Below are 21,697 nucleotides of genomic sequence, written 5' to 3'. Positions count from 1 at the left end.
CATGAATGTATTGATTATCGGTGCCGGCGGTCGTGAGCATGCACTTGGTTGGAAAGCGGCACAAAACCCAAATGTTGAAACAGTATTCATCGCTCCAGGTAACGCAGGTACTGCGCTTGAACCTAAACTTGAAAACGTAAACATCGGTGTTGAAGACATCGCTGGTTTAGTGGCGTTTGCTCAAGAAAAGAAAATCGAACTGACTATCGTGGGCCCTGAAGCACCATTGGTTATTGGTGTGGTTGATGCATTCCGCGAAGTTGGCCTACCAATCTTCGGCCCAACTCAAGCGGCAGCACAGCTTGAAGGCTCTAAAGCATTCACCAAAGACTTCCTAGCTCGTCACGATATCCCAACAGGTTACTACTCAAACTTCACTGAGATCGAGCCAGCTATCGCTTACGTTCGCGAGCAAGGTGCTCCAATCGTAGTAAAAGCTGACGGCCTTGCTGCTGGTAAAGGCGTTATCGTTGCGATGACCCTTGAAGAAGCAGAAGACGCAATCAAAGACATGTTAGCAGGCAACGCATTTGGCGAAGCAGGCAGCCGCGTGGTAATTGAAGAGTTCCTTGAAGGCGAAGAAGCAAGCTTCATCGTAATGGTTGACGGTTCTAGCGTGCTTCCTATGGCCACCAGCCAAGATCACAAACGTGTTGGCGACAAAGACACTGGCCCTAATACTGGCGGCATGGGTGCTTACTCTCCAGCTCCAGTGGTAACTCCTGAAATCCATAACCGCATCCTTGAGGAAGTTATCTACCCAACGGTACGTGGTATGGACGCAGAAGGCGCTCCTTACACTGGTTTCCTTTACGCAGGACTAATGATCGATACTGACGGCACGCCTAAGGTTATCGAATACAACTGCCGCTTTGGCGACCCTGAAACGCAACCTATCATGATGCGTATGGAGTCAGACCTTGTTGAACTTTGCCTAATGGCTATAGATGAAAAGCTAGATGAAGCAGAATCAAAGTGGGACCCACGCGCTTCTATCGGTGTTGTTCTTGCTGCTGGCGGTTACCCTGCTGACTACGCAAAAGGTGACGTTATTTCACTGCCAACCAGCGAAGTTGAAGGCCAAAAGGTTTTCCACGCGGGTACGACAAATAACGAAGCTGGCGACGTTGTGACAAACGGTGGCCGTGTACTTTGTGCAACGGCACTGGGTAATACGGTTTCTGAAGCTCAGGAGCGCGCTTACGCGTTGACGAAGCAAGTTAGCTGGAATGGTATGTTCCACCGCAATGACATCGGTTACCGTGCGATTGCGCGCGAGCAAGAACAGTAATCAATCTTGCTACTCGCTTACTTTCCAATAACAGTAAGCAAATGACAGAAAAGGCGCCTCGATAGGCGCCTTTTTTATCACTCAATTTCTCTAGGAATCTGTACCTGTACAGACAAATCAGCACTTGGCCTACAGCAAGCCAAATACCCTCAATCCTTTAGTTGATCGCTATTCTTTCAACAATGACGGCCTAACGACACAATCATGGCTGTCTTCAGCCAGCATCAGTAACTCTTCTACGCTCATCTTACCTAGTGAATCACTGCCAAGAAACGCCGCATAGCTTTCCACAGACGCCAATCGATCGATCACGAAGCTTGGCAAGGTCTGATTAAATTCAAAGCGATCAAACTCACCACCAGCACACATTTCAAAAGAACGACCATTCCAGTAACCCTGAACCAGTCTGAGCCCTTCGTCATGCTGCTTCATCGTAGTTTCTAAAACCGACTTGGCTTCTTTCTGGTAGCTTTCAAGTTGCTTAACTTGGATAGGCAAAATTTTGCTATCAATACGATACTGCTGATATACAGCTTCGCCTGACTTATTAAAACGCACATGGACACTATACGGAACCAGCTCATTAGAAGAATTACGTTGCTCACCTTCACGAATAAATTCACGAAGTATACCTTCCGACCAAGCATAGTCCGTTTGGTACCAGCCGTAATCGCCTACAGTGACGTAGTCAGCTGAAGTATGAGGTTGTGTTAGCTTGTTTGTAACCCAGTAGAAACTTGTCGCGTCGCCCATGACTTGGCCGCCGGTGTGAGTTTCAAATTGCTCTAGGTTTTTGCGAGGGCTGGTTGATGAACAGCCAATGAGAAATGTAGATAATAGTGAAACGAGAAGAAATGCTTTTTTCATAAAAACCTGTACCGAGGTGGAATACGACTACCTCGGTACAGTTTAGATTATTTCACTGAATCTTTCAGCGCTTTACCTGCAACAAATGCTGGAACATTTGCAGCAGCGATTTGGATCTCGTCACCAGTTTTTGGGTTACGACCAGTGCGAGCTGCACGGTGGTTTACTTTAAAAGTACCAAAACCAATTAGCTGAACTTGATCGCCATCTTTAAGAGCATCTGTAACACCGCCAAGAGTCGCTTCTAGAGCAGCTTTAGCTTGTGCTTTAGAAAGGTCCGCTTTTTCAGCAATAAAGTCGATTAATTGAGTCTTGTTCATTTTAGGTTTCCCTTCTTTGTATTTTTGAATTCGATTCACTCTAAAACATAAATGCCCCATCTGGCAAAGGTTTGTCGTCGATCTTTAGCTCTAATGCCGTAGTTTTAGCCATAATATGAGTAATAACTCACAATTTGTTACTGATTTTACTGAGCAAGCCCTTGTTTAAAAGGGGCTGAGAGCAAAATTAATGATGACCTAGCCACTACTTATTCTCTATAATCCACGCTGAATCGCTGCTAAAGCGTACAATTTAATTTAAGGGCAAACATGCTGCTGCTAACTATTTATGTCTCCATTGCTATTGGAGTTTCTTTCATTTGTTCTGTTTTGGAAGCTGTACTTTTGAGTATTAGTCCGAGCTACATTGCTCAACTAAAACAAAATGGGCACCCTGCAGCAGAGTCATTAGACAAACTGAAAACCGATATTGACCGCCCACTGGCGTCAATTTTAACGCTCAACACCATCGCGCACACCATCGGTGCTGCGACAGCGGGTGCACAAGCAGCAGTCGTTTTTGGTAGCCAATGGTTAGGCGTATTCTCTGCCGTATTAACTCTGGGTATTTTAGTTCTGTCTGAGATTGTTCCAAAAACCATTGGCGCGACCTACTGGCGTCAACTTGCTCCAGCATCATCAAATGTGCTTCGCTGGATGGTCTTTTTCCTAACACCATTTGTGTGGTTCTCAGAGCAAATCACCAAACGTTTAGCTCGCGGCCACCAGGCACCAAAAATGCGTGATGAGCTATCTGCAATGGCTATTTTGGCAAAAGAGAGCGGTGAATTTGCTGAAGGTGAATCAAAAATCCTGAGCAATCTGTTAGGTATTCAAGATGTGCCCGTGACTCAAGTCATGACACCACGCCCTGTTGTATTCCGCGTTGATGCAGAAATGAGTGTTAATACGTTCCTAGAACAACACAAAGACACGCCATTCTCACGCCCACTGGTTTACAGCGAGCAAACTGACAATATCATCGGTTTTGTCCACCGCTTAGAGCTGTTTAGATTGCAGCAAGCGGGTTGCGGTGAGAAGGCTCTGGGTGAAGTGATGCGCCCTATCCACGTCTTGCTAAACAACATGGGCTTAGCTAAGGCCTTTGACCAAATGATGGCAAACCGCCTGCAACTGTCTTTAGTTGTGGACGAGTACGGCACAATTCAGGGCATCATCACCCTAGAAGATATCTTTGAACACCTAGTGGGTGAAGAGATTGTCGACGAAGCAGATAAAACCACAGACATGCAAGAACTGGCGTTCCAACGCTGGGAAACGTGGAAAGAGACACACGGTGTTATCGAAAACCGCGATGAAGAGGACGAGCTAGAAGAAAAAACTCTAGCAGACAACGACACCTCAGACTCAAAGTCAGCGGATGAAAGCAAGGTTCAAAAAGAAGACAAGAAAGACGCTTAATCTAAATTTGATAGCGTCAGATACAACAAAGGCTCCCTAGGGAGCCTTTGTTTTTTATTCTATTCGCTACAACTCAACATCCGTTATAACGCAACACCAATGTTGCTCACTGGGTCTTCACGCAGTTCGTGGCGTAGGTCTTTGATCAGCTCTAAGTCACGCTCAGTCGTTTCACGTAGAGGTCGGAAAATGGCCCACTGAACGTCCCACTCTTCACATACCGCTTCGTTTTCTTTCTGGTTTTCGTTCGTCACTTCTTCAGCGCCTTGAGCAAACTCAAGCTCAGCAACCGTCTTCACCGATTGTTGACTCACTTTAATTACCGCTTCCAACATATGCTCACGATCAAGTAGACCATGGATTAATGTTGCTAAGCCTTGGCATGCATCCATTGCAGGGTAAACACCATAGAAATCAAAATCATCTGCGCTAGGGAATAGCTCTTCTACTTTCTCAAGTTGACGCTCAAAGTTCACCTTTGCCGTTTTAACGGTTAGGATTTCCCAAATGCTATCCAAAACATCACGGTAGATTCGAGCTTCCGCAAATTCTGTATTCTCACAAAACATGGCATAGTTAGGATACATACGCTCACATAGACACGCCATAAAAGTAATTTGTTGCCAAGGTTCTAACTTTTCAAGACGAACCTGCAGTGGATTCTGAAGCATAGTCACTCAATAATTGCAGAAAAAGACAGCGAAAGTGTACTTGATAAACCCTGGGGGGAAAAGGTAAGCCGATGAACAATTTTACGAATAAGCTCTATATTCTTACCGAGCATGACGATACCTATACGCAACTGATTCTAAACCAAGGGTTACCTGACCTCGAAATCACTCAAAACCCCGAATTAGCTGAGATCGTACTGGCAGCTCCTCCTTTAATAGCGGAGCGACTTAATGAGTTTAAAAATCTAGACTGGATGCAAAGTACCTATGCAGGAATCAATAAACTCACTCAGCCGGATCTGCACCAAGATTATACGCTGACCAACGTCAAAGGCATCTTCGGCCCTGCGATTGCTGAATACGTGTTGGGTTACACGATCAGCCACTGTAGACACTTTCCTCACTACCACCAGCAACAAGTACAACGAAACTGGCAGCCACAGCTTTATACTAGCCTAACTGACAAAACCATGGTGATTTTAGGAACGGGGTCAATTGGCAGTCATTTAGCTAAAACCGCTGCTGCTTTTGGTATTCACACCATAGGTGTCAACCGGACAGGTATCCCATCAAAGCAAGAAACCTTCAAAGAAACTTTCCACATTAATGAATTAGAAGCCGCCCTCAAGCAAGCGGATATTGTAGTGAACACACTGCCATCAACGGATGAGACCTACCAACTACTGAATCAAACCACCTTAAGCTACTGCTCTAACGTATTGCTGTTTAATGTGGGTCGCGGGGAAAGCATTGACAATAAAGCGTTACTGCTTGCGATTAAGAATAAATGGGTTGAACACGCTTTCTTAGATGTCTTTGAATGCGAACCTCTTACACAAGAACACCCGTTTTGGAAGTTGCCTCAAGTAACCATCACACCACACATTGCGGCTCTGAGTGAGCCAAGACAGGTCGTGGAGATCTTCGCCAATAATTACCAACAATGGCGAGATGGTTTTACACTGAATAACACCATTGATTTTGATAAAGGCTACTGATGTTCTCATCACTGCTCACTGAGATACGACAATGCACCGCTTGTGATCCTCATTTATCACACGGTGCAAATCCAGTGATACAGGCACACCCAAACGCACGCTTGCTGATCATAGGCCAAGCACCCGGTATCAAAGTTCATGAATCATCTATCCCTTGGAACGACGCCAGTGGCGAGCGATTGAGAGAATGGCTAGGAATGGATAGCGATACGTTTTATAACGAACAAAAAGTCGCTATTGTCCCGATGGGCTTTTGCTATCCAGGAAAAGGAAAAAGTGGTGATCTACCGCCACGAAAAGAGTGCGCTGCGCTATGGCACCAAAAAGTACTGCAATCACTGCCCAACATCCAAATGACCTTGCTGATTGGTCAGTATGCGCAAAACTATTATCTAAAAGATAAAGCCACCAGCACACTCACTGAAACGGTACGTAACTGGCAGGCTTGGGCTCCAGAATTTTTGCCACTTCCCCACCCTTCTCCACGTAATAATATCTGGCTCAAGAAAAACCCATGGTTCGAAAGTGAAGTCATTCCCTATATCAGGAAGCACGTATCAGAGCATTTGACCTACCATGATCCAAATACCTAATTAGCTGCACACCAACGATGATTAAGCCGATATTGGGTTCGGATAAAAAGATAATAAAAAAGCGCTGCCGATTTCTCGACAGCGCTTTTTCTAAAAACACATACTGAATTACTTGTGGTATGGCTTAGATAGGTCGTGAACTGCGTCCACAAATACACCAGCATTTTCTGGTGGCACATCTAGGTGAATACCATGGCCAAGGTTAAATACGTGGCCAGTACCGCCGTCACCAAAACCTTCAAGGATAGTGCCGACTTCTTCACGAATACGCTCAGGTTGTGCGTAAAGTACTGATGGATCCATGTTGCCTTGTAGAGCCACTTTATCGCCAATACGTGCTTTTGCATCAGCAATATTGATTGTCCAGTCTAGGCCAACTGCATCACAGCCAGTCGCTGCGATAGATTCTAGCCACATGCCACCGTTCTTAGTGAACAGAGTAACCGGTACACGGCGACCTTCGTTTTCACGAATTAGGCCATCGACAATTTTGTGCATGTACTGCAGTGAGAACAGGTTGTAGTCACGAGGAGTCAATACACCACCCCATGTGTCGAACACCATTACCGATTGTGCACCCGCTTTAATTTGCGCGTTCAGGTATTCAATAACAGTGTCAGCCAGCTTATCTAGAAGTAAATGCAGCGTTTGTGGCTCTGCGTACATCATCTTCTTGATCTTAGTGAACGCCTTCGAGCTGCTGCCTTCAACCATGTAAGTTGCCAATGTCCAAGGGCTACCAGAGAAACCAATCAGTGGCACTTCGCCTTTCAGGTCTTTACGGATCTGACGAACGGCATTCATTACGTATTGAAGTTCACCTTCAGGATCCGGTAGGCCAATTTTTTCTACGTCAGCTTTACATGTGATAGGGCGTTCAAACTTAGGGCCTTCACCTGCTTCGAAGTACAAACCTAACCCCATCGCATCTGGGATAGTTAGGATGTCAGAGAACAAGATTGCCGCATCAAGCGGGAAACGACGTAAAGGTTGAAGTGTTACTTCTGATGCTAGTTCAGCGTTTTTGCACAAAGACATGAAATCGCCCGCTTCAGCGCGCGTTGCTTTGTACTCTGGAAGATAGCGGCCAGCTTGGCGCATCATCCATACCGGTGTGTAATCAACAGGCTGTTTTAAAAGTGCGCGTAAATAGCGATCGTTTTTTAATTCGGTCATTCCGTTAAATTCCAATTCAATCTTGTCTAGTTTTGATGGCAAGTATTCTAACACTGATTGAAGGGTAAAAGCTGTGTGCTTTGCAACCTAGATCAAGTTATTAACTTTTAAATCCATGCTTAATTTGCACCCAATTACAGGAGCATGTTAAAAATTTGTTCGCTAGCGAAAATTACAATTATAACAACTGAGTAGTCACTACTCAGCATCTCATAACGACATCTTACTTACCCCCTCCACTTGTGGAGGGTTTTTTTTTAGTGTTTGACCACCCATAGGCCAAATACTATCACAGGTAATTTAATGTTCTAGTTCTTGCTCCGCGACGCCGGCTTTCCTTATGTCATCGACTGTATTCTCAATCAATTGTCTCGCAATCGTTCCGACTGGAGCAACATCAGGTAGGCTTGTTACGTCAAACCATTGGGCATCTGACAGTTCACTGTAATCAGGTTTGAGCGTTCCACCAGCATAGTCAGCAAGAAAGGCCATCATCATACTCGATGGAAACGCCCATGGCTGGCTACCAAAGTAACGAATGTTACTCACGTCGATACCCGTTTCTTCTTTGACTTCTCGCGCCACACACTGCTCTAGGGTTTCTCCAACCTCTAGGAAGCCCGCTATTACGGTGTACATACCCGTTTTATGCCTTGGGTGCTGCGCAAGTAATATCTTGTTGTCGTTTCGTACAGCGACAATGATGCACGGGAAGATACGAGGGTAATGAAGCGTTCGGCAGTCTCCACATTGCATCGCCACCTGATTATGATTGAGATGATTACGACCGCCGCACTGAGGACAAAAACGCATACTTTGTGTCATGTGCCCATACTGGATAGCTTTGCTTGCGATCAGAAAACTTGATTCAGGCCAGTGAAGCAAATCTCTTAGGCTGACCATGCTCAGTTCAATCTCCACATCGCAATCGTTGAGCCAATACACCTTACGACCTTGATGCTGACCAATGCAGATTGCATGCTCAACACTCAGCCCTAGCTCTTCAGCAGAGCCAAAAGGAAACTGATCATCATTAACCCAAATATCACTACCAGAAACGACGCACCAATAAGCTTGATCTGTCATTTTGTTATCACTTTTTTTTAACATCCCTATGCCTCATTGCTTGCAGTTCGTTCATTTTACTGGCAATCTAATTTCATACTAGAGTTGTAGCAGAGAATATTTCAAGCTATTACTTTTAGTAGCTACCAATAAAACGGACCCTGCTTAGGCAATTACTTGATCACAAGGTTGTGATCAGATCATGAGGACATGGTCATGCTAAATAAATTCAAACAAATACAAGAACAATGGGGTGGCTCTAATGAGGTCATCGATCATTGGCTCGAAACTCGACAGTCTCTAATCGTTGAGTATTGTAAGCTAGGTGCCTTGCAGCCAGCTAGCAATGGGCAATCAAACGTTGTTGAACTCCCTTCTCCTAAAGAAATAAGCTCATTCTGCGATCATGTTGTCGATTATATCTCAGAGGGTCATTTTAAGATCTACGATATGGTCATGAAAAAATGGCAAGCAACAGGCTTTAAAACCAATGACGAGATTGATACAACTTACGCGAAGATCGTACTTACAACCGAGCCGCTTCTAGAGTTCAATGATAAGTACGTTAAAGTAAGTGCAGACGATGAGTTGCCTAACTTCGAAGGAGATATGTCAAAAGTAGGTGAACTACTCGAAGTACGTTTTGAAGTAGAAGATAATCTTATCCAGCTTATTGCAGACAGTTTAGCGATTCCACCAGGCGCTTAGTTAGCTGAATCCTTAATAAGCTTGCCTCTGTGCAAGCTTTTTGTTTTGTCTGTAAGGTTATCCAAACTACCCAGAACCTTTCAGACAGAGCTTACTCGCTCGCCCTGACCTTTAGCCATAAGCATATGGTTACAGCCCTAATCAGCCTAATCATCTCTACCCTTTATCTTACTGGCCTCAAAGAGCACTCTTCAGGACATAAATCCAACCCCACCAGCTAGATAATCACACCTATCACTTTATAAGTCATAGCTAAATACCAATACGACAGATACAAAAAAGGCACCCGAAGGTGCCTTTTTTCTTATCTCTTAGAGACTACTCGTAGAGCTTACTCTTCTGAAGAGAAACCAGCGTTTAGAAGTGCTGCTAGATTGTCAGTAGCTTGCTCAGCTGAAGGACCTTCTTGCTCTTCTTCGCGTTGCTTTTGACGCTCTTGGTGGTATGCGAAACCAGTACCAGCTGGGATCAGACGACCAACAATTACGTTCTCTTTCAGGCCGCGAAGGTCATCACGCTTACCAGAAACCGCAGCTTCTGTTAGTACGCGAGTCGTTTCTTGGAACGATGCAGCTGAGATGAATGACTCAGTTGCAAGAGATGCTTTAGTAATACCTAGTAGATCACGTTCGAAACGCACTAGTTCTTTACCTTCAGCTTCTAGCTTACGGTTAGCAATCTTAACATTGTGGTACTCAACTTGTTCGCCAGGTAGGAACGGAGAGTCACCAGAATGTGTGATTGTACACTTACGTAGCATTTGACGAACGATAGTCTCGATGTGCTTATCGTTAATCTTTACGCCTTGTAAGCGGTAAACTTCTTGAACTTCGTTCGCGATGTACTGAGTCACTGCGTGGATACCACGTAGACGCAGGATATCGTGTGGAGTTTCAGGACCGTCGGCGATTACATCACCACGTTCAATCTTCTCACCTTCGAACACGTTCAATTGACGGTGCTTAGGAATCATCTCTTCGTAAGCGTCACCGCCTTCACGAGTGATTACTAGACGACGCTTACCTTTCGTTTCTTTACCGAAAGACACAGTACCTGTGTGCTCAGCAAGGATCGCAGGCTCTTTAGGCTTACGAGCTTCGAATAGGTCAGCTACGCGTGGTAGACCACCGGTGATATCTTTGTTTCCGCTCGATTTTTGAGGGATACGAGATAGTGTGTCACCAATGCCAACTTCAGCGCCATCTTCGATGTTTACAATCGCTTTGCCAGGTAGGAAGTAGTGAGCTGGCATATCAGTACCAGGAATCATTACGTCGTTACCTTGCTCATCAACAAGTTTGATAGCTGGACGCATATCTTTACCTGCTGCTGGGCGAGCTGCTGCGTCTGTTACTTCACTTGAAGAAAGACCAGTTAGATCGTCAGTTTGACGAGAAACTGTAATACCATCGATCATATCTACGAATTGGATACGACCTGCCACTTCAGTGATGATTGGCATGGTATGCGCTTCCCAGTTAGCTACAACTTCACCAGCAGTAACTGCTGCGTTGTCGCCTTTGGTTAGCATAGAACCGTAAGGAAGTTTGTGCTTCTCTTTAGTACGGCCGAATTCATCAATAATCGTCATCTCAGATGCACGAGAAGTGATAACCAGTTTCTTATCTTTGTTAACTACGAACTTAGCATTGTGAAGTTTCACAGTACCAGTTGTCTTAGCTTGGATGCTGTTCTCTGCTGCTGCAGTAGATGCCGCACCACCGATGTGGAACGTACGCATTGTAAGCTGTGTACCCGGTTCACCGATAGATTGTGCAGCGATAACACCAACTGCTTCACCTTGGTTCACTAGGTGACCACGTGCTAGGTCACGACCGTAACACTGTGCACAACAACCGAAGTCTGCATCACAGGTAACAACAGAGCGCACTTTCATGCTATCTACTGAGTTGTCTTCCATGATTTGACACCACTTCTCATCAATCAGAGTATTACGTGGAATCAGTACATCTTCAGTACCAGGCTTAAGAACGTCTTCAGCTACTACACGACCTAGAGCAAGCTCAGAAAGTGCAACTTTAACGTCACCACCTTCGATGTGAGGCATCATGTCGATACCTTCATGCGTGCCACAGTCATGTTCGTGTACTACAACGTCTTGAGCAACGTCTACTAGACGACGAGTTAGGTAACCCGAGTTTGCTGTTTTCAGTGCTGTATCCGCAAGACCCTTACGAGCACCGTGCGTTGAGATAAAGTACTGAAGGACGTTTAGACCTTCTTTAAAGTTCGCTGTGATCGGCGTTTCGATGATTGAACCATCTGGACGCGCCATCAGACCACGCATACCTGCTAGCTGACGAATCTGAGCTGCAGAACCACGTGCGCCCGAGTCAGCCATCATGTAGATGCTGTTGAACGATTCTTGCTGTTCTTCTTCGCCGTCACGGTTGATAACTGTTTCAGAAGATAGGTTATCCATCATTGCTTTCGCAACGCGGTCATTCGTAGATGCCCAGATATCGATAACTTTGTTGTAACGCTCACCCGCAGTAACAAGACCTGATTGGAATTGCTCTTGGATTTCACGAACTTCTTCTTCAGCAGATTCAATTTCATCGTATTTCGCTTGAGGAACAACCATATCGTTGATACCTACAGAAACACCAGAAAGTGCCGCGTATGCGAAACCTGCGTACATGATTTGGTCAGCAAATACTACTGTATCTTTTAGACCAAGCTTACGGTAACACTCGTTAAGAAGAGTAGAGATCTGCTTCTTACCTAACTTTTGGTTAACGATGCTGTACGGTAGGCCAGCTGGAACGATCTGCCATAGCATTGCACGACCTACAGTCGTATCAACTAGGCCAGTATTCGTTGTGCTATTGCCGTCTTCATCTACTACAGTTTCAGTGATACGTACTTTAACGCGAGCGTGTAGCTCAGCAGTCTTAGTACGGTATGCCTTTTCAGCCTCTGCAGGGCCAGCAAGGTACATACCTTCACCTTTCACGTTGATCTTGTCACGTGTCATGTAGTAAAGACCCAATACAACGTCCTGAGAAGGTACGATGATTGGATCACCTGATGCTGGCGACAGAATGTTATTCGTCGACATCATTAGGGTACGAGCTTCAAGCTGTGCTTCTAGAGTTAGAGGCACGTGTACCGCCATTTGGTCACCATCGAAGTCGGCGTTGTATGCCGCACACACTAGTGGGTGAAGCTGAATCGCTTTACCTTCGATTAGTACTGGTTCAAACGCTTGGATACCTAGACGGTGAAGTGTAGGTGCACGGTTAAGCAGTACTGGGTGTTCACGGATAACTTCGTCTAGGATATCCCAAACGATCGCTTCTTCGCGCTCTACCATTTTCTTAGCAGCTTTGATTGTCGTAGCCATGCCACGAGTTTCTAGCTTGCTGTAGATGAACGGCTTAAATAGCTCAAGTGCCATCTTCTTAGGAAGACCACACTGATGTAGACGAAGGTATGGACCAACTGTGATTACAGAACGGCCAGAATAGTCTACACGTTTACCTAGAAGGTTCTGACGGAAACGACCTTGTTTACCCTTGATCATATCAGCAAGAGATTTCAGAGGACGCTTGTTAGAACCCGTGATCGCACGACCGCGACGACCGTTATCTAGAAGGGCATCAACAGACTCTTGCAGCATACGCTTTTCGTTACGTACGATGATGTCTGGAGCCGCTAGCTCTAGAAGACGCTTCAAACGGTTGTTACGGTTGATCACACGACGGTAAAGGTCGTTCAGATCAGAAGTCGCAAAACGACCGCCATCTAGTGGTACTAGAGGGCGTAGATCTGGCGGTAGCACTGGAAGTACAGTCAGGATCATCCACTCAGGCTTGTTGCCTGACGAAATGAACGCTTCAACTAGCTTCAAACGCTTAGTAACTTTCTTACGCTTAGTTTCAGAGTTAGTTGTTTCCAACTCTTCGCGCATTTCTTCCACTTCTTGATGAAGGTCCATTGTTGAAAGCAGATCTTTGATCGCTTCAGCACCCATCTTAGCAGTGAATTCGTCACCCCATTCTTCTAGACGATCCAGATACTCTTCTTCAGTAAGCATCTGAGATTTTTCTAGATCAGTCATACCCGGTTCAGTTACTACGTACATTTCGAAGTAAAGAACACGTTCGATATCACGCAGAGGGATATCCATTAGTAGACCGATACGAGACGGTAGTGATTTTAGGAACCAGATGTGAGCAACTGGTGAAGCAAGCTCGATGTGGCCCATACGGTCACGACGAACTTTAGTTTGTGTAACTTCAACGCCACACTTCTCACAGATAACACCACGGTGCTTCAGGCGCTTGTATTTGCCACAAAGACATTCGTAGTCTTTAACTGGACCAAAAATACGTGCACAGAACAGACCATCACGTTCAGGTTTGAACGTACGATAGTTAATTGTTTCTGGCTTTTTAACTTCACCAAAAGACCACGAACGGATCGTGTCTGGTGAAGATAGACCGATTTTGATTGCATCAAATTCTTCGGTCTTATGCTGTGCTTTTAGAAAGTTTAATAAGTCTTTCACGTTCAGCTCCTGTAAGGAGTTAAAGGAGCTCACCGACTAAAGTGAGCCCCCTTTACCAAGTAATCCAATCTTCTTTATAAAAAAGAGGGATTACTCTTCGTCTTCTAGCTCGATGTTGATACCTAGCGAGCGAATCTCTTTCAACAGTACGTTGAACGACTCTGGCATGCCAGGTTCCATGCTATGGTTACCATCTACGATGTTCTTGTACATCTTAGTACGGCCGTTAACGTCATCCGACTTAACTGTTAGCATTTCTTGTAGAGTATATGCAGCACCGTATGCTTCTAGTGCCCATACTTCCATCTCACCGAAACGCTGACCACCGAACTGAGCTTTACCACCAAGTGGTTGCTGAGTTACTAGGCTGTAAGAACCAGTTGAACGAGCATGCATCTTGTCATCAACCAAGTGGTTCAGTTTCAGCATGTACATGTAACCAACAGTTACAGGACGCTCAAACGAATCACCAGTACGACCATCAAACAGTTTAAGCTGACCAGATTCTGGCAGATCACCCAGTTTAAGTAGTTCTTTGATTAGAGACTCAGAAGCACCGTCGAACACAGGTGTAGCAATCGGTAGACCGCCACGTAGGTTCTTGATCAGTGTACGAACTTGATCATCAGACAGTTCAGCAATATCAACTTTCTGACGAGTATCGCCAAGATCGTAAACCTTCTGTAGGAACTCACGGAACTTATGCAGTTCTTGTTGTTCCTTAACCATTTGGTTGATCTTGTCACCGATACCTTTCGCAGCCAAACCTAAGTGAACTTCTAGGATCTGACCGATGTTCATACGCGATGGTACACCCAGCGGGTTAAGTACGATGTCTACAGGCTGACCTTTCTCATCGTATGGCATGTCTTCAACAGGGTTAATCTTAGAGATTACACCTTTGTTACCGTGACGACCGGCCATCTTATCACCAGGCTGGATACGACGTTTAACCGCTAGGTAAACTTTAACAATCTTAAGAACGCCAGGCGCTAGATCATCACCTTGAGTGATTTTACGACGCTTAGTTTCAAACTTCTTATCGAAGTCTGCTTTTAGCTCATCCCACTGCTCAGCAAGTTGCTCAAGCTGTGTTTGTAGCGCATCGTCTTCTAGAACTTGCTCTAGCCATTGCTTACGACCGATAGTATCAAGCTTAACTTCAGAGTAACCACCAGACAGAAGTACAGCTTTAACACGGTTAAGAAGGCCACCCTCAAGAATTTGGAACTCTTCAGTTAGATCTTTCTTAGCTTCTTTAAGCTGCATCTGTTCGATTTCAAGTGCACGTTTGTCTTTCTCTACGCCATCGCGAGTGAAGACTTGTACATCGATGATAGTACCCGAAACAGAGTTTGGTACACGTAGAGAAGTATCTTTAACATCAGATGCTTTCTCACCGAAGATAGCACGTAGTAGCTTCTCTTCAGGAGTCAGTTGAGTTTCACCTTTAGGGGTTACTTTACCAACTAGGATGTCGCCACCCTTAACTTCAGCACCAATGTAAACGATACCTGACTCGTCTAGTTTAGACAGAGCAGACTCACCTACGTTTGGAATATCAGCTGTGATCTCTTCAGAACCCAGCTTAGTATCACGAGCCACACAAGATAGTTCTTGAATGTGGATTGTCGTGAAACGGTCTTCTTGAACTACGCGCTCAGATACTAAGATCGAGTCTTCGAAGTTGTAACCGTTCCAAGGCATGAATGCGATACGCATGTTTTGGCCAAGAGCTAGTTCACCAAGGTCTGTTGAAGGACCGTCAGCAAGAACATCGCCGCGTGCAACTGGTTCACCAGGAAGTACAGTTGGACGTTGGTTAATACATGTGTTTTGGTTCGAACGCGTGTACTTAGTCAGGTTGTAGATATCGATACCAGCTTCGCCAGGTACCAATTCATCTTCGTTAACCTTAACTACGATACGAGAAGCGTCAACAGACTGAACTTGACCACCACGTTTAGCAACCGCTGTAACACCAGAGTCAACTGCGATGTTACGTTCGATACCCGTACCTACTAGAGGCTTATCAGCTCTCAGTGTTGGTACAGCTTGACGTTGCATGTTGGCACCCATCAATGCACGGTTCGCATCATCGTGTTCTAGGAACGGGATAAGCGAAGCAGCGATAGATACTACTTGGTTTGTCGCAACGTCCATGTAGTCAACGTGATCGCGTGGGTGAAGACCAGATTCACCTTTTTGACGAGCTGTGATTAGCTCATCTGCAAACGTACCTTCTTCAGTAAGAATTGTGTTTGCTTGCGCGATTACGAATTGACCTTCCTGGATTGCAGACAGGTAATCAACTTCTTCTGTTACTACACCATCTACTACACGACGGTACGGAGTTTCTAGGAAACCGTAATCGTTACAACGTGCAAATGCAGATAGCGAGTTAATTAGACCGATGTTTGGACCTTCAGGCGTTTCGATCGGACATAGACGACCGTAGTGAGTTACGTGAACGTCACGTACTTCGAAGCCTGCGCGCTCACGAGTAAGACCACCAGGACCTAAAGCAGAGATACGACGCTTGTGCGTAACTTCTGACAATGGGTTGTTTTGGTCCATAAACTGTGAAAGCTGTGAAGAGCCAAAGAATTCTTTAACTGCAGCAGAGATCGGCTTAGCGTTGATAAGGTCTTGAGGCATGATTGCATCAAGGTCACCAAGGCTTAGACGTTCTTTAACGGCACGTTCTACACGAACTAGACCAACACGGAATTGGTTTTCTGCCATTTCACCTACAGAACGGATACGACGGTTGCCAAGGTGGTCGATATCGTCCACTTCACCAATGCCGTTACGGATACCAATCAGTTTCTTCATCACTTCGATGATGTCTGATTCATCCAGAGTACCGCGCTCTTCTTCTTCTTCACGCTCGATAGAGCTGTTGAATTTCATACGGCCTACAGTTGATAGGTCGTAACGATCTTCAGAGAAGAATAGGCTTTCGAACAATGATTCTGCAGCTTCTTTCGTTGGTGGCTCGCCAGGACGCATCATGCGGTAGATTTCTACCAATGCAGAGATGCGATCTACTGTGCTATCCGCACGTAGAGTGTCTGACATGAATGGACCATGGTCTAGGTCATTCGTGAACAGCACTTCTAGAGTCTTGTGACCTGCTTGAGACAGGTTAGCAAGTGCTTCTAGGCTAATCTCTTGGTTTGCGCCAACGATGATCTCGCCAGTTGCTTCGTTGATGTAATCTTTCGCAGCAATCTTTTCAACGATGTACTCTACTGGTACTTCGATGTGCTCAACGCCATCTTTTTCAAGTTGACGGATATGGCGAGCAGTTACACGACGACCAGTCTCAACGTAAGTTTTTCCGTTTGCTTCGATGTCGAATGACGCAGTTTCACCACGTAGACGATCAGGAACCAACTCCATAAGTAGAGTTTGGTCTTTCACTTCGAAGTTCACTTTGTCGAAGAACAGATCTAGGATCTCTTCAGTCGATTTACCAAGTGCACGAAGGATAATCGATGCTGGTAGCTTACGACGACGGTCGATACGTACGAATAAGTTATCCTTAGGATCGAACTCAAAGTCTAACCATGAGCCACGGTAAGGAATTACACGTGCGTTATAAAGAACTTTACCTGATGAGTGGGTCTTACCCTTATCACTGTCGAAGAACACGCCTGGGCTTCGGTGCAGCTGGGATACGATAACCCTCTCGGTACCATTAATTACGAAAGTACCATTGTCAGTCATAAGCGGAATTTCGCCCATGTAGACTTCTTGTTCTTTAATGTCTTTTACAGTACCTGCTGGTGCATCTCGATCAAAGATAACTAGACGTAGTTTTACGCGTAGTGGCTTTGAGTAAGTAACACCGCGGATTTGACATTCTTTAACGTCAAAAACTGGCTCACCAAGACGGTAGCTAACGTATTGCAGCTCAGAATTGCCGTTGTAGCTCTGAATTGGAAATACAGAACGGAAAGCAGCTTCAAGACCGTATTGACCTTCAGGATCCTGTTCGATGAATTTGTCGAAAGAATCAAGCTGGATCGATAACAGGTATGGAATGTCCAAAACTTGTGGACGAGTACCAAAATCCTTACGGATGCGCTTTTTCTCGGTATAAGAGTAAACCATGGGGTTCCTCAGCTCGCTGATAAGTGACCCAAACCACCCAAAACACTCTTCAGAGGGGGCGGTGACAAACAGCTGTTTACTGTAGTGAACAATCATTTCGAAAAAATGACTGTTTTTTTGCTTGGATTATGACGGTTAAACAGCGGAAATTTCGTCATAGCCCTACAGCGCAAAAAGGCCGGTGGTTAATAAACCACCAGCCATTAGCCTTGCGGCTAAGAAGTTAAGTAATAATTACTTAACTTCAACAGAAGCGCCAGCTTCTTCTAGCTGTGCTTTAAGAGCTTCAGCTTCAGCTTTGTCAACGCCTTCTTTAAGCGCTGCAGGAGCTGAGTCTACAAGACCTTTAGCTTCTTTAAGACCTAGGCCAGTTGCGCCACGTACAGCTTTGATAACTTGTACTTTGTTAGCGCCAGCAGCAGTTAGGATTACGTCGAATTCAGTTTGCTCAGCAGCAGCTTCAGCAGAAGCACCACCAGCTACAACTGCAGCAGCAGCAGTAACACCGAATTTCTCTTCCATAGCTTCGATAAGCTCAACAACTTGCATTACAGACATTTCTGCAACTGCGTCTAGGATTTGCTCGTTAGTAATAGACATAACAATTCTCTTTTAAGTCAACAATAAGTTTAAATAGCAACCAGTGAAAAGCAAGGCTTAAGCCGCAGCTTCTTCTTTTTGGTCGCGAACAGCAGCGATAGTACGAACCAGCTTGCCAGCAGAAGCTTCTTTCATGCACATCATTAGGCGTGCGATAGCTTCGTCGTAAGTTGGTAGTGTCGCTAGTACTTCAGCATCAGTAACTGCGCCTTCAAATGCAGCAGCTTTGATCTCGAAATCTTTATTCTCTTTAGCGAAGTCTTTGAAAAGACGCGCTGCAGCACCTGGGTGCTCATTAGAGAATGCGATCAGAGTTGGACCAGTGAAAGTGTCAGTTAGACACTCGTAGTCTGTACCCTGAATCGCACGGCGTGCTAGTGTGTTACGAACAACTCTCATGTAAACACCCGCTTCGCGAGCTTGTTTACGTAGAGAAGTCATTGCGCCAACAGTAACGCCACGAGAATCAGCTACAACTGCAGAAAGTGCACCACTGGCAGCTTCGTTGACTTCAGCAACAATTGCTTTTTTGTCTTGAAGATTTAAAGCCATTTGGATTAACCTCTGGTTGTGATTACAGCACTCATACAAAATGTAATGAGCGTTTACGATGTTATTTAAAAATGAATAAATTCACTTCAAACCACAACATCGCCTACGTAGGTTTTATTAAGCCATATCTCCGAAGAGTACGGCGCCTACGGTCTTGGGACGGATGACCTGAATTGCTTCAAAAATCACCCAACCACAAATATTAGGCGCAGAAGTATACACTAAATCTGCGCCGAAGCAAATTAGTTTGCTTGAGTGTCGAGACTAGCTTGATCAACAGTAACACCAGCACCCATTGTAGTAGAGATGCTTACTTTCTTCAGGAAAGTACCTTTCGCTGAAGAAGGCTTAGCTTTCTTAAGAGCAACTAGAAGTGCTTCTAGGTTCTCTTGAAGCTGGTTAGCTTCGAAAGATGCTTTGCCGATAGTAGTGTGGATGATACCGTTCTTGTCGTTACGGTAACGAACCTGACCAGCTTTAGCGTTCTTAACCGCTTCAGCAACGTTAGGAGTTACAGTACCAACTTTAGGGTTTGGCATAAGGCCGCGTGGACCTAGGATTGTACCTAGTTGACCAACAACACGCATTGCATCAGGAGAAGCAACAACAACGTCGAAGTTCATTTCGCCTTTTTTCACTTGCTCAGCAAGATCTTCCATACCAACGATATCTGCGCCAGCTGCTTTAGCTGCTTCTGCGTTTGCACCTTGAGTGAACACAGCAACGCGGATGTCACGGCCAGTACCGTGAGGTAGCACAGTTGCGCCACGTACGTTTTGGTCAGATTTACGAGCATCGATGCCTAGGTTAACAGCAACATCTACAGACTCAACGAATTTAGCAGTCGCTAGTTCTTTAAGAAGAGCAACAGCTTCGTTGATTTCGTATTCTTTAGTTACTTCAACTTTGTCGCGGATTACGCGCATACGCTTAGTAAGTTTTGCCATGATCTTATCCCTCTACCACTAGGCCCATTGAACGAGCAGTACCAGCAATAGAACGCTTCATTGCTTCGATGTCAGCACCAGTCATATCAGCAGCTTTAGTTTCTGCGATTTCCTGAACTTGAGCGTCAGTTACAGTACCAACTTTCTCAGTGTTTGGACGACCTGAACCAGACTTAACGCCAGCAGCTTTCTTAAGAAGAACAGCAGCAGGTGGAGTCTTAGTTACGAACGTGAAAGAACGGTCGTTGTAAACAGTAATTACTACTGGAGTAGGTAGACCTTTCTCAACAGATTCTGTTTTTGCGTTGAACGCTTTACAGAATTCCATGATGTTCACGCCGTGTTGACCTAGAGCAGGACCAACCGGTGGACTTGGGTTTGCCATACCAGCTGCAACTTGCAGTTTGATATAAGCTTCAACTTTCTTAGCCATGATATTTCCTAATTTTTGGGTACATGCGCTAGCCCTGAGGCAAGCTCCCCTTAATTTCAATTAACTCTTTCTTACTTCGATAGAAGTAAAAAGGCGCGAAATTATAATCATAATTCGCGCCTTTAACAACCCTAAAAAGGTGGTTTTTTATACTCTTTTATTTTGAACAACTTATGAAGTATTTATCCACAGCTTGTTCAAAAGTTAGAGTTTTAGTCCAGCTTTTCAACTTGACCAAATTCAAGCTCAACCGGTGTTGCACGACCAAAGATCGATACAGATACCTTAATGCGGCTTTTCTCGTAATCTACTTCTTCAACTGTACCGTTGAAATCAGCAAACGGACCATCGTTCACACGAACCACTTCACCCGCTTCGAACATTGTCTTAGGACGTGGAGACTCGCTCGCTTTCTCTAGACGGTTCAAGATAGCATCAGCTTCTTTGTCAGTGATTGGTGCAGGACGATCAGAGGTACCACCAATGAAGCCCATAACACGAGGAATGCTGCGTACTAAGTGCCATGATTCATCATTCATGATCATTTGCACTAATACGTAGCCAGGGAAGAACTTACGTTCGCTTTTACGGCGTTGACCTGCACGCATTTCCACTACTTCTTCAGTAGGTACTAAAACGTCACCAAAGAATTCTTCCATGTCGTGCATTTTAATATGTTCGCGTAACGATTGAGATACACGACCTTCATAGCCAGAAAAGGCTTGAACTACATACCAACGTTTTTTTGGAGCTTCACTCATGAATCAGAACCCTCTACACTCCAGTTGCTAGAGAAACTAAACGGACCATAATGCCGTCAATTCCCCAAAGCACTAGAGACATAACAATACATACAGCTAAAACGATCAATGTAGTTTGCATAGTTTCTTGGCGAGTAGGCCAAACAACTTTACGAATCTCCATACGAGATTCTTTTGCAAAATCGATCGCAGCTTTACCTTTAGTTGTTGTTGCTGCAACGCCTAGTGCGGCAGCAATCAGCACAACTACACCTGCAGCGCGAATTACAACAGACAATTCACCATACAGGTAATTACCCACAACAGCAGCAGCCAACAGTACAAAAGCGACTACCCACTTCATTGTATCTGCTGCACCTGAGCTATCAGGAGTTTCAGCGTTTGCTTTCATAAAACCAACCTGTGATAAGTCTTAAATATAGACGACAATAACCCCGCTGTTGCAGGGCACATTCCTTTGCGTTGCAAAACAACACATCTAACAGTCATTTTAGTTAAAAAGACCGTTTAATTCTTTGCTAAGAGTTAAAATTGATGTCAAAACACCCAACTCTTTTTACAGCGCAGAAAAAGGGCATCAAATGATGCCCTTTTTACTAGTGGTTCGTCAAATCTTATGCAAAGATTTTAGCTACAACAC

18 protein-coding genes are annotated in these 21,697 nt (G+C 45.0%); 5 read left to right on the top strand and 13 right to left on the bottom strand.

Features of this window, described 5'->3' with window-relative positions:
* Position 1 precedes the first annotated feature (1 nt).
* A complete protein-coding gene (gene purD, locus AB4589_RS21855; RefSeq protein ID WP_372101678.1) occupies positions 2-1,291 on the top strand; it encodes a phosphoribosylamine--glycine ligase in 1,290 nt (429 codons plus the stop codon).
* Between the two features lie 168 nt (positions 1,292-1,459).
* Here purD and AB4589_RS21850 read toward each other — a convergent pair whose 3' ends face one another.
* Positions 1,460-2,158, bottom strand: coding sequence for a DUF1481 domain-containing protein (locus tag AB4589_RS21850; protein WP_372101677.1), 699 nt, complete (start codon positions 2,156-2,158; stop codon positions 1,460-1,462).
* A 47-nt stretch (positions 2,159-2,205) separates the two neighbouring features.
* On the bottom strand, positions 2,206-2,478 hold the full coding sequence (gene hupA, locus AB4589_RS21845) for a nucleoid-associated protein HU-alpha (RefSeq protein WP_004729753.1): 273 nt from the start codon (positions 2,476-2,478) through the stop codon (positions 2,206-2,208).
* Positions 2,479-2,748: 270 nt separating this feature from the next.
* Here hupA and AB4589_RS21840 point away from each other — a divergent pair, with 270 nt between their 5' ends.
* Positions 2,749-3,900 (top strand): CNNM domain-containing protein, encoded by a 1,152-nt coding sequence (locus tag AB4589_RS21840; protein ID WP_009844683.1) that lies wholly within the window; start codon positions 2,749-2,751, stop codon positions 3,898-3,900.
* An 83-nt stretch (positions 3,901-3,983) separates the two neighbouring features.
* Here AB4589_RS21840 and AB4589_RS21835 read toward each other — a convergent pair whose 3' ends face one another.
* A complete protein-coding gene (locus AB4589_RS21835) occupies positions 3,984-4,571 on the bottom strand; it encodes a YjaG family protein (RefSeq protein ID WP_017055908.1) in 588 nt (195 codons plus the stop codon).
* Between the two features lie 71 nt (positions 4,572-4,642).
* Between AB4589_RS21835 and AB4589_RS21830 the strand changes: the two genes are divergently transcribed.
* Both AB4589_RS21830 and AB4589_RS21825 read left to right on the top strand, forming a co-directional pair.
* Positions 4,643-5,569, top strand: coding sequence for a D-2-hydroxyacid dehydrogenase (locus AB4589_RS21830; protein WP_372101676.1), 927 nt, complete (start codon positions 4,643-4,645; stop codon positions 5,567-5,569).
* A complete protein-coding gene (locus AB4589_RS21825) occupies positions 5,569-6,162 on the top strand; it encodes a uracil-DNA glycosylase family protein (protein WP_372101675.1) in 594 nt (197 codons plus the stop codon). The genes AB4589_RS21830 and AB4589_RS21825 overlap by 1 nt, the downstream gene beginning before the upstream one ends.
* A gap of 108 nt (positions 6,163-6,270) precedes the next feature.
* Here the strand turns inward: AB4589_RS21825 and hemE are convergent, their stop codons facing one another.
* Together hemE and nudC are read right to left on the bottom strand one after the other, a co-directional pair.
* Positions 6,271-7,338, bottom strand: coding sequence for a uroporphyrinogen decarboxylase (hemE, locus tag AB4589_RS21820; RefSeq protein WP_372101674.1), 1,068 nt, complete (start codon positions 7,336-7,338; stop codon positions 6,271-6,273).
* A 300-nt stretch (positions 7,339-7,638) separates the two neighbouring features.
* Positions 7,639-8,448 carry an NAD(+) diphosphatase gene (gene nudC / locus AB4589_RS21815; protein WP_371996033.1) on the bottom strand — a complete coding sequence of 270 codons (810 nt, stop codon included), beginning with the start codon at positions 8,446-8,448 and terminating at the stop codon, positions 7,639-7,641.
* 165 nt (positions 8,449-8,613) lie between these two features.
* Between nudC and AB4589_RS21810 the strand changes: the two genes are divergently transcribed.
* Positions 8,614-9,111, top strand: a complete 498-nt coding sequence (locus AB4589_RS21810) for an Rsd/AlgQ family anti-sigma factor (RefSeq protein WP_012604999.1) — start codon at positions 8,614-8,616, stop codon at positions 9,109-9,111.
* A 331-nt stretch (positions 9,112-9,442) separates the two neighbouring features.
* Here AB4589_RS21810 and rpoC read toward each other — a convergent pair whose 3' ends face one another.
* The 8 genes from rpoC to secE form a co-directional block, all read right to left on the bottom strand.
* Positions 9,443-13,645, bottom strand: a complete 4,203-nt coding sequence (gene rpoC, locus AB4589_RS21805) for a DNA-directed RNA polymerase subunit beta' (RefSeq protein WP_009844676.1) — start codon at positions 13,643-13,645, stop codon at positions 9,443-9,445.
* Positions 13,646-13,735: 90 nt separating this feature from the next.
* A complete protein-coding gene (gene rpoB, locus AB4589_RS21800; RefSeq protein ID WP_372101673.1) occupies positions 13,736-17,764 on the bottom strand; it encodes a DNA-directed RNA polymerase subunit beta in 4,029 nt (1,342 codons plus the stop codon).
* Between the two features lie 234 nt (positions 17,765-17,998).
* The gene (rplL, locus tag AB4589_RS21795; RefSeq protein ID WP_009844674.1) at positions 17,999-18,364 is read right to left on the bottom strand and encodes a 50S ribosomal protein L7/L12; all 366 of its coding nucleotides are present in this window, start codon (positions 18,362-18,364) and stop codon (positions 17,999-18,001) included.
* Between the two features lie 57 nt (positions 18,365-18,421).
* A complete protein-coding gene (gene rplJ, locus AB4589_RS21790; RefSeq protein WP_009844673.1) occupies positions 18,422-18,916 on the bottom strand; it encodes a 50S ribosomal protein L10 in 495 nt (164 codons plus the stop codon).
* A 242-nt stretch (positions 18,917-19,158) separates the two neighbouring features.
* A complete protein-coding gene (gene rplA / locus AB4589_RS21785) occupies positions 19,159-19,863 on the bottom strand; it encodes a 50S ribosomal protein L1 (protein ID WP_012605004.1) in 705 nt (234 codons plus the stop codon).
* Between the two features lie 4 nt (positions 19,864-19,867).
* On the bottom strand, positions 19,868-20,296 hold the full coding sequence (gene rplK / locus AB4589_RS21780; protein ID WP_010435555.1) for a 50S ribosomal protein L11: 429 nt from the start codon (positions 20,294-20,296) through the stop codon (positions 19,868-19,870).
* Between the two features lie 212 nt (positions 20,297-20,508).
* Positions 20,509-21,057, bottom strand: coding sequence for a transcription termination/antitermination protein NusG (nusG, locus tag AB4589_RS21775; protein WP_012605006.1), 549 nt, complete (start codon positions 21,055-21,057; stop codon positions 20,509-20,511).
* Positions 21,058-21,070: 13 nt separating this feature from the next.
* Positions 21,071-21,448, bottom strand: a complete 378-nt coding sequence (secE, locus tag AB4589_RS21770) for a preprotein translocase subunit SecE (protein ID WP_017096511.1) — start codon at positions 21,446-21,448, stop codon at positions 21,071-21,073.
* Between the last annotated feature and the right edge of the window lie 249 nt (positions 21,449-21,697).

This window comes from Vibrio sp. 10N.222.49.A3 (assembly GCF_041475145.1).
Taxonomy (GTDB): Bacteria; Pseudomonadota; Gammaproteobacteria; order Enterobacterales; family Vibrionaceae; genus Vibrio; species Vibrio tasmaniensis_A.
The sequence above is the reverse complement of the archived record's forward strand: the minus strand, read 5'-3'. Positions and strand labels throughout refer to the sequence as shown.

Excerpts from the sequence above, each read along its gene's own strand:
- purD (WP_372101678.1), top strand. The coding sequence starts at position 2 with ATGAATGTATTGATTATCGGTGCCGGCGGTCGTGAGCATGCACTTGGT.
- AB4589_RS21850 (WP_372101677.1), bottom strand. The coding sequence starts at position 2,158 with ATGAAAAAAGCATTTCTTCTCGTTTCACTATTATCTACATTTCTCATT.
- hupA (WP_004729753.1), bottom strand. The coding sequence starts at position 2,478 with ATGAACAAGACTCAATTAATCGACTTTATTGCTGAAAAAGCGGACCTT.
- AB4589_RS21840 (WP_009844683.1), top strand. The coding sequence starts at position 2,749 with ATGCTGCTGCTAACTATTTATGTCTCCATTGCTATTGGAGTTTCTTTC.
- AB4589_RS21835 (WP_017055908.1), bottom strand. The coding sequence starts at position 4,571 with ATGCTTCAGAATCCACTGCAGGTTCGTCTTGAAAAGTTAGAACCTTGG.
- AB4589_RS21830 (WP_372101676.1), top strand. The coding sequence starts at position 4,643 with ATGAACAATTTTACGAATAAGCTCTATATTCTTACCGAGCATGACGAT.
- AB4589_RS21825 (WP_372101675.1), top strand. The coding sequence starts at position 5,569 with ATGTTCTCATCACTGCTCACTGAGATACGACAATGCACCGCTTGTGAT.
- hemE (WP_372101674.1), bottom strand. The coding sequence starts at position 7,338 with ATGACCGAATTAAAAAACGATCGCTATTTACGCGCACTTTTAAAACAG.
- nudC (WP_371996033.1), bottom strand. The coding sequence starts at position 8,448 with ATGTTAAAAAAAAGTGATAACAAAATGACAGATCAAGCTTATTGGTGC.
- AB4589_RS21810 (WP_012604999.1), top strand. The coding sequence starts at position 8,614 with ATGGTCATGCTAAATAAATTCAAACAAATACAAGAACAATGGGGTGGC.
- rpoB (WP_372101673.1), bottom strand. The coding sequence starts at position 17,764 with ATGGTTTACTCTTATACCGAGAAAAAGCGCATCCGTAAGGATTTTGGT.
- rplL (WP_009844674.1), bottom strand. The coding sequence starts at position 18,364 with ATGTCTATTACTAACGAGCAAATCCTAGACGCAGTTGCAGAAATGTCT.
- rplJ (WP_009844673.1), bottom strand. The coding sequence starts at position 18,916 with ATGGCTTTAAATCTTCAAGACAAAAAAGCAATTGTTGCTGAAGTCAAC.
- rplA (WP_012605004.1), bottom strand. The coding sequence starts at position 19,863 with ATGGCAAAACTTACTAAGCGTATGCGCGTAATCCGCGACAAAGTTGAA.
- rplK (WP_010435555.1), bottom strand. The coding sequence starts at position 20,296 with ATGGCTAAGAAAGTTGAAGCTTATATCAAACTGCAAGTTGCAGCTGGT.
- nusG (WP_012605006.1), bottom strand. The coding sequence starts at position 21,057 with ATGAGTGAAGCTCCAAAAAAACGTTGGTATGTAGTTCAAGCCTTTTCT.
- secE (WP_017096511.1), bottom strand. The coding sequence starts at position 21,448 with ATGAAAGCAAACGCTGAAACTCCTGATAGCTCAGGTGCAGCAGATACA.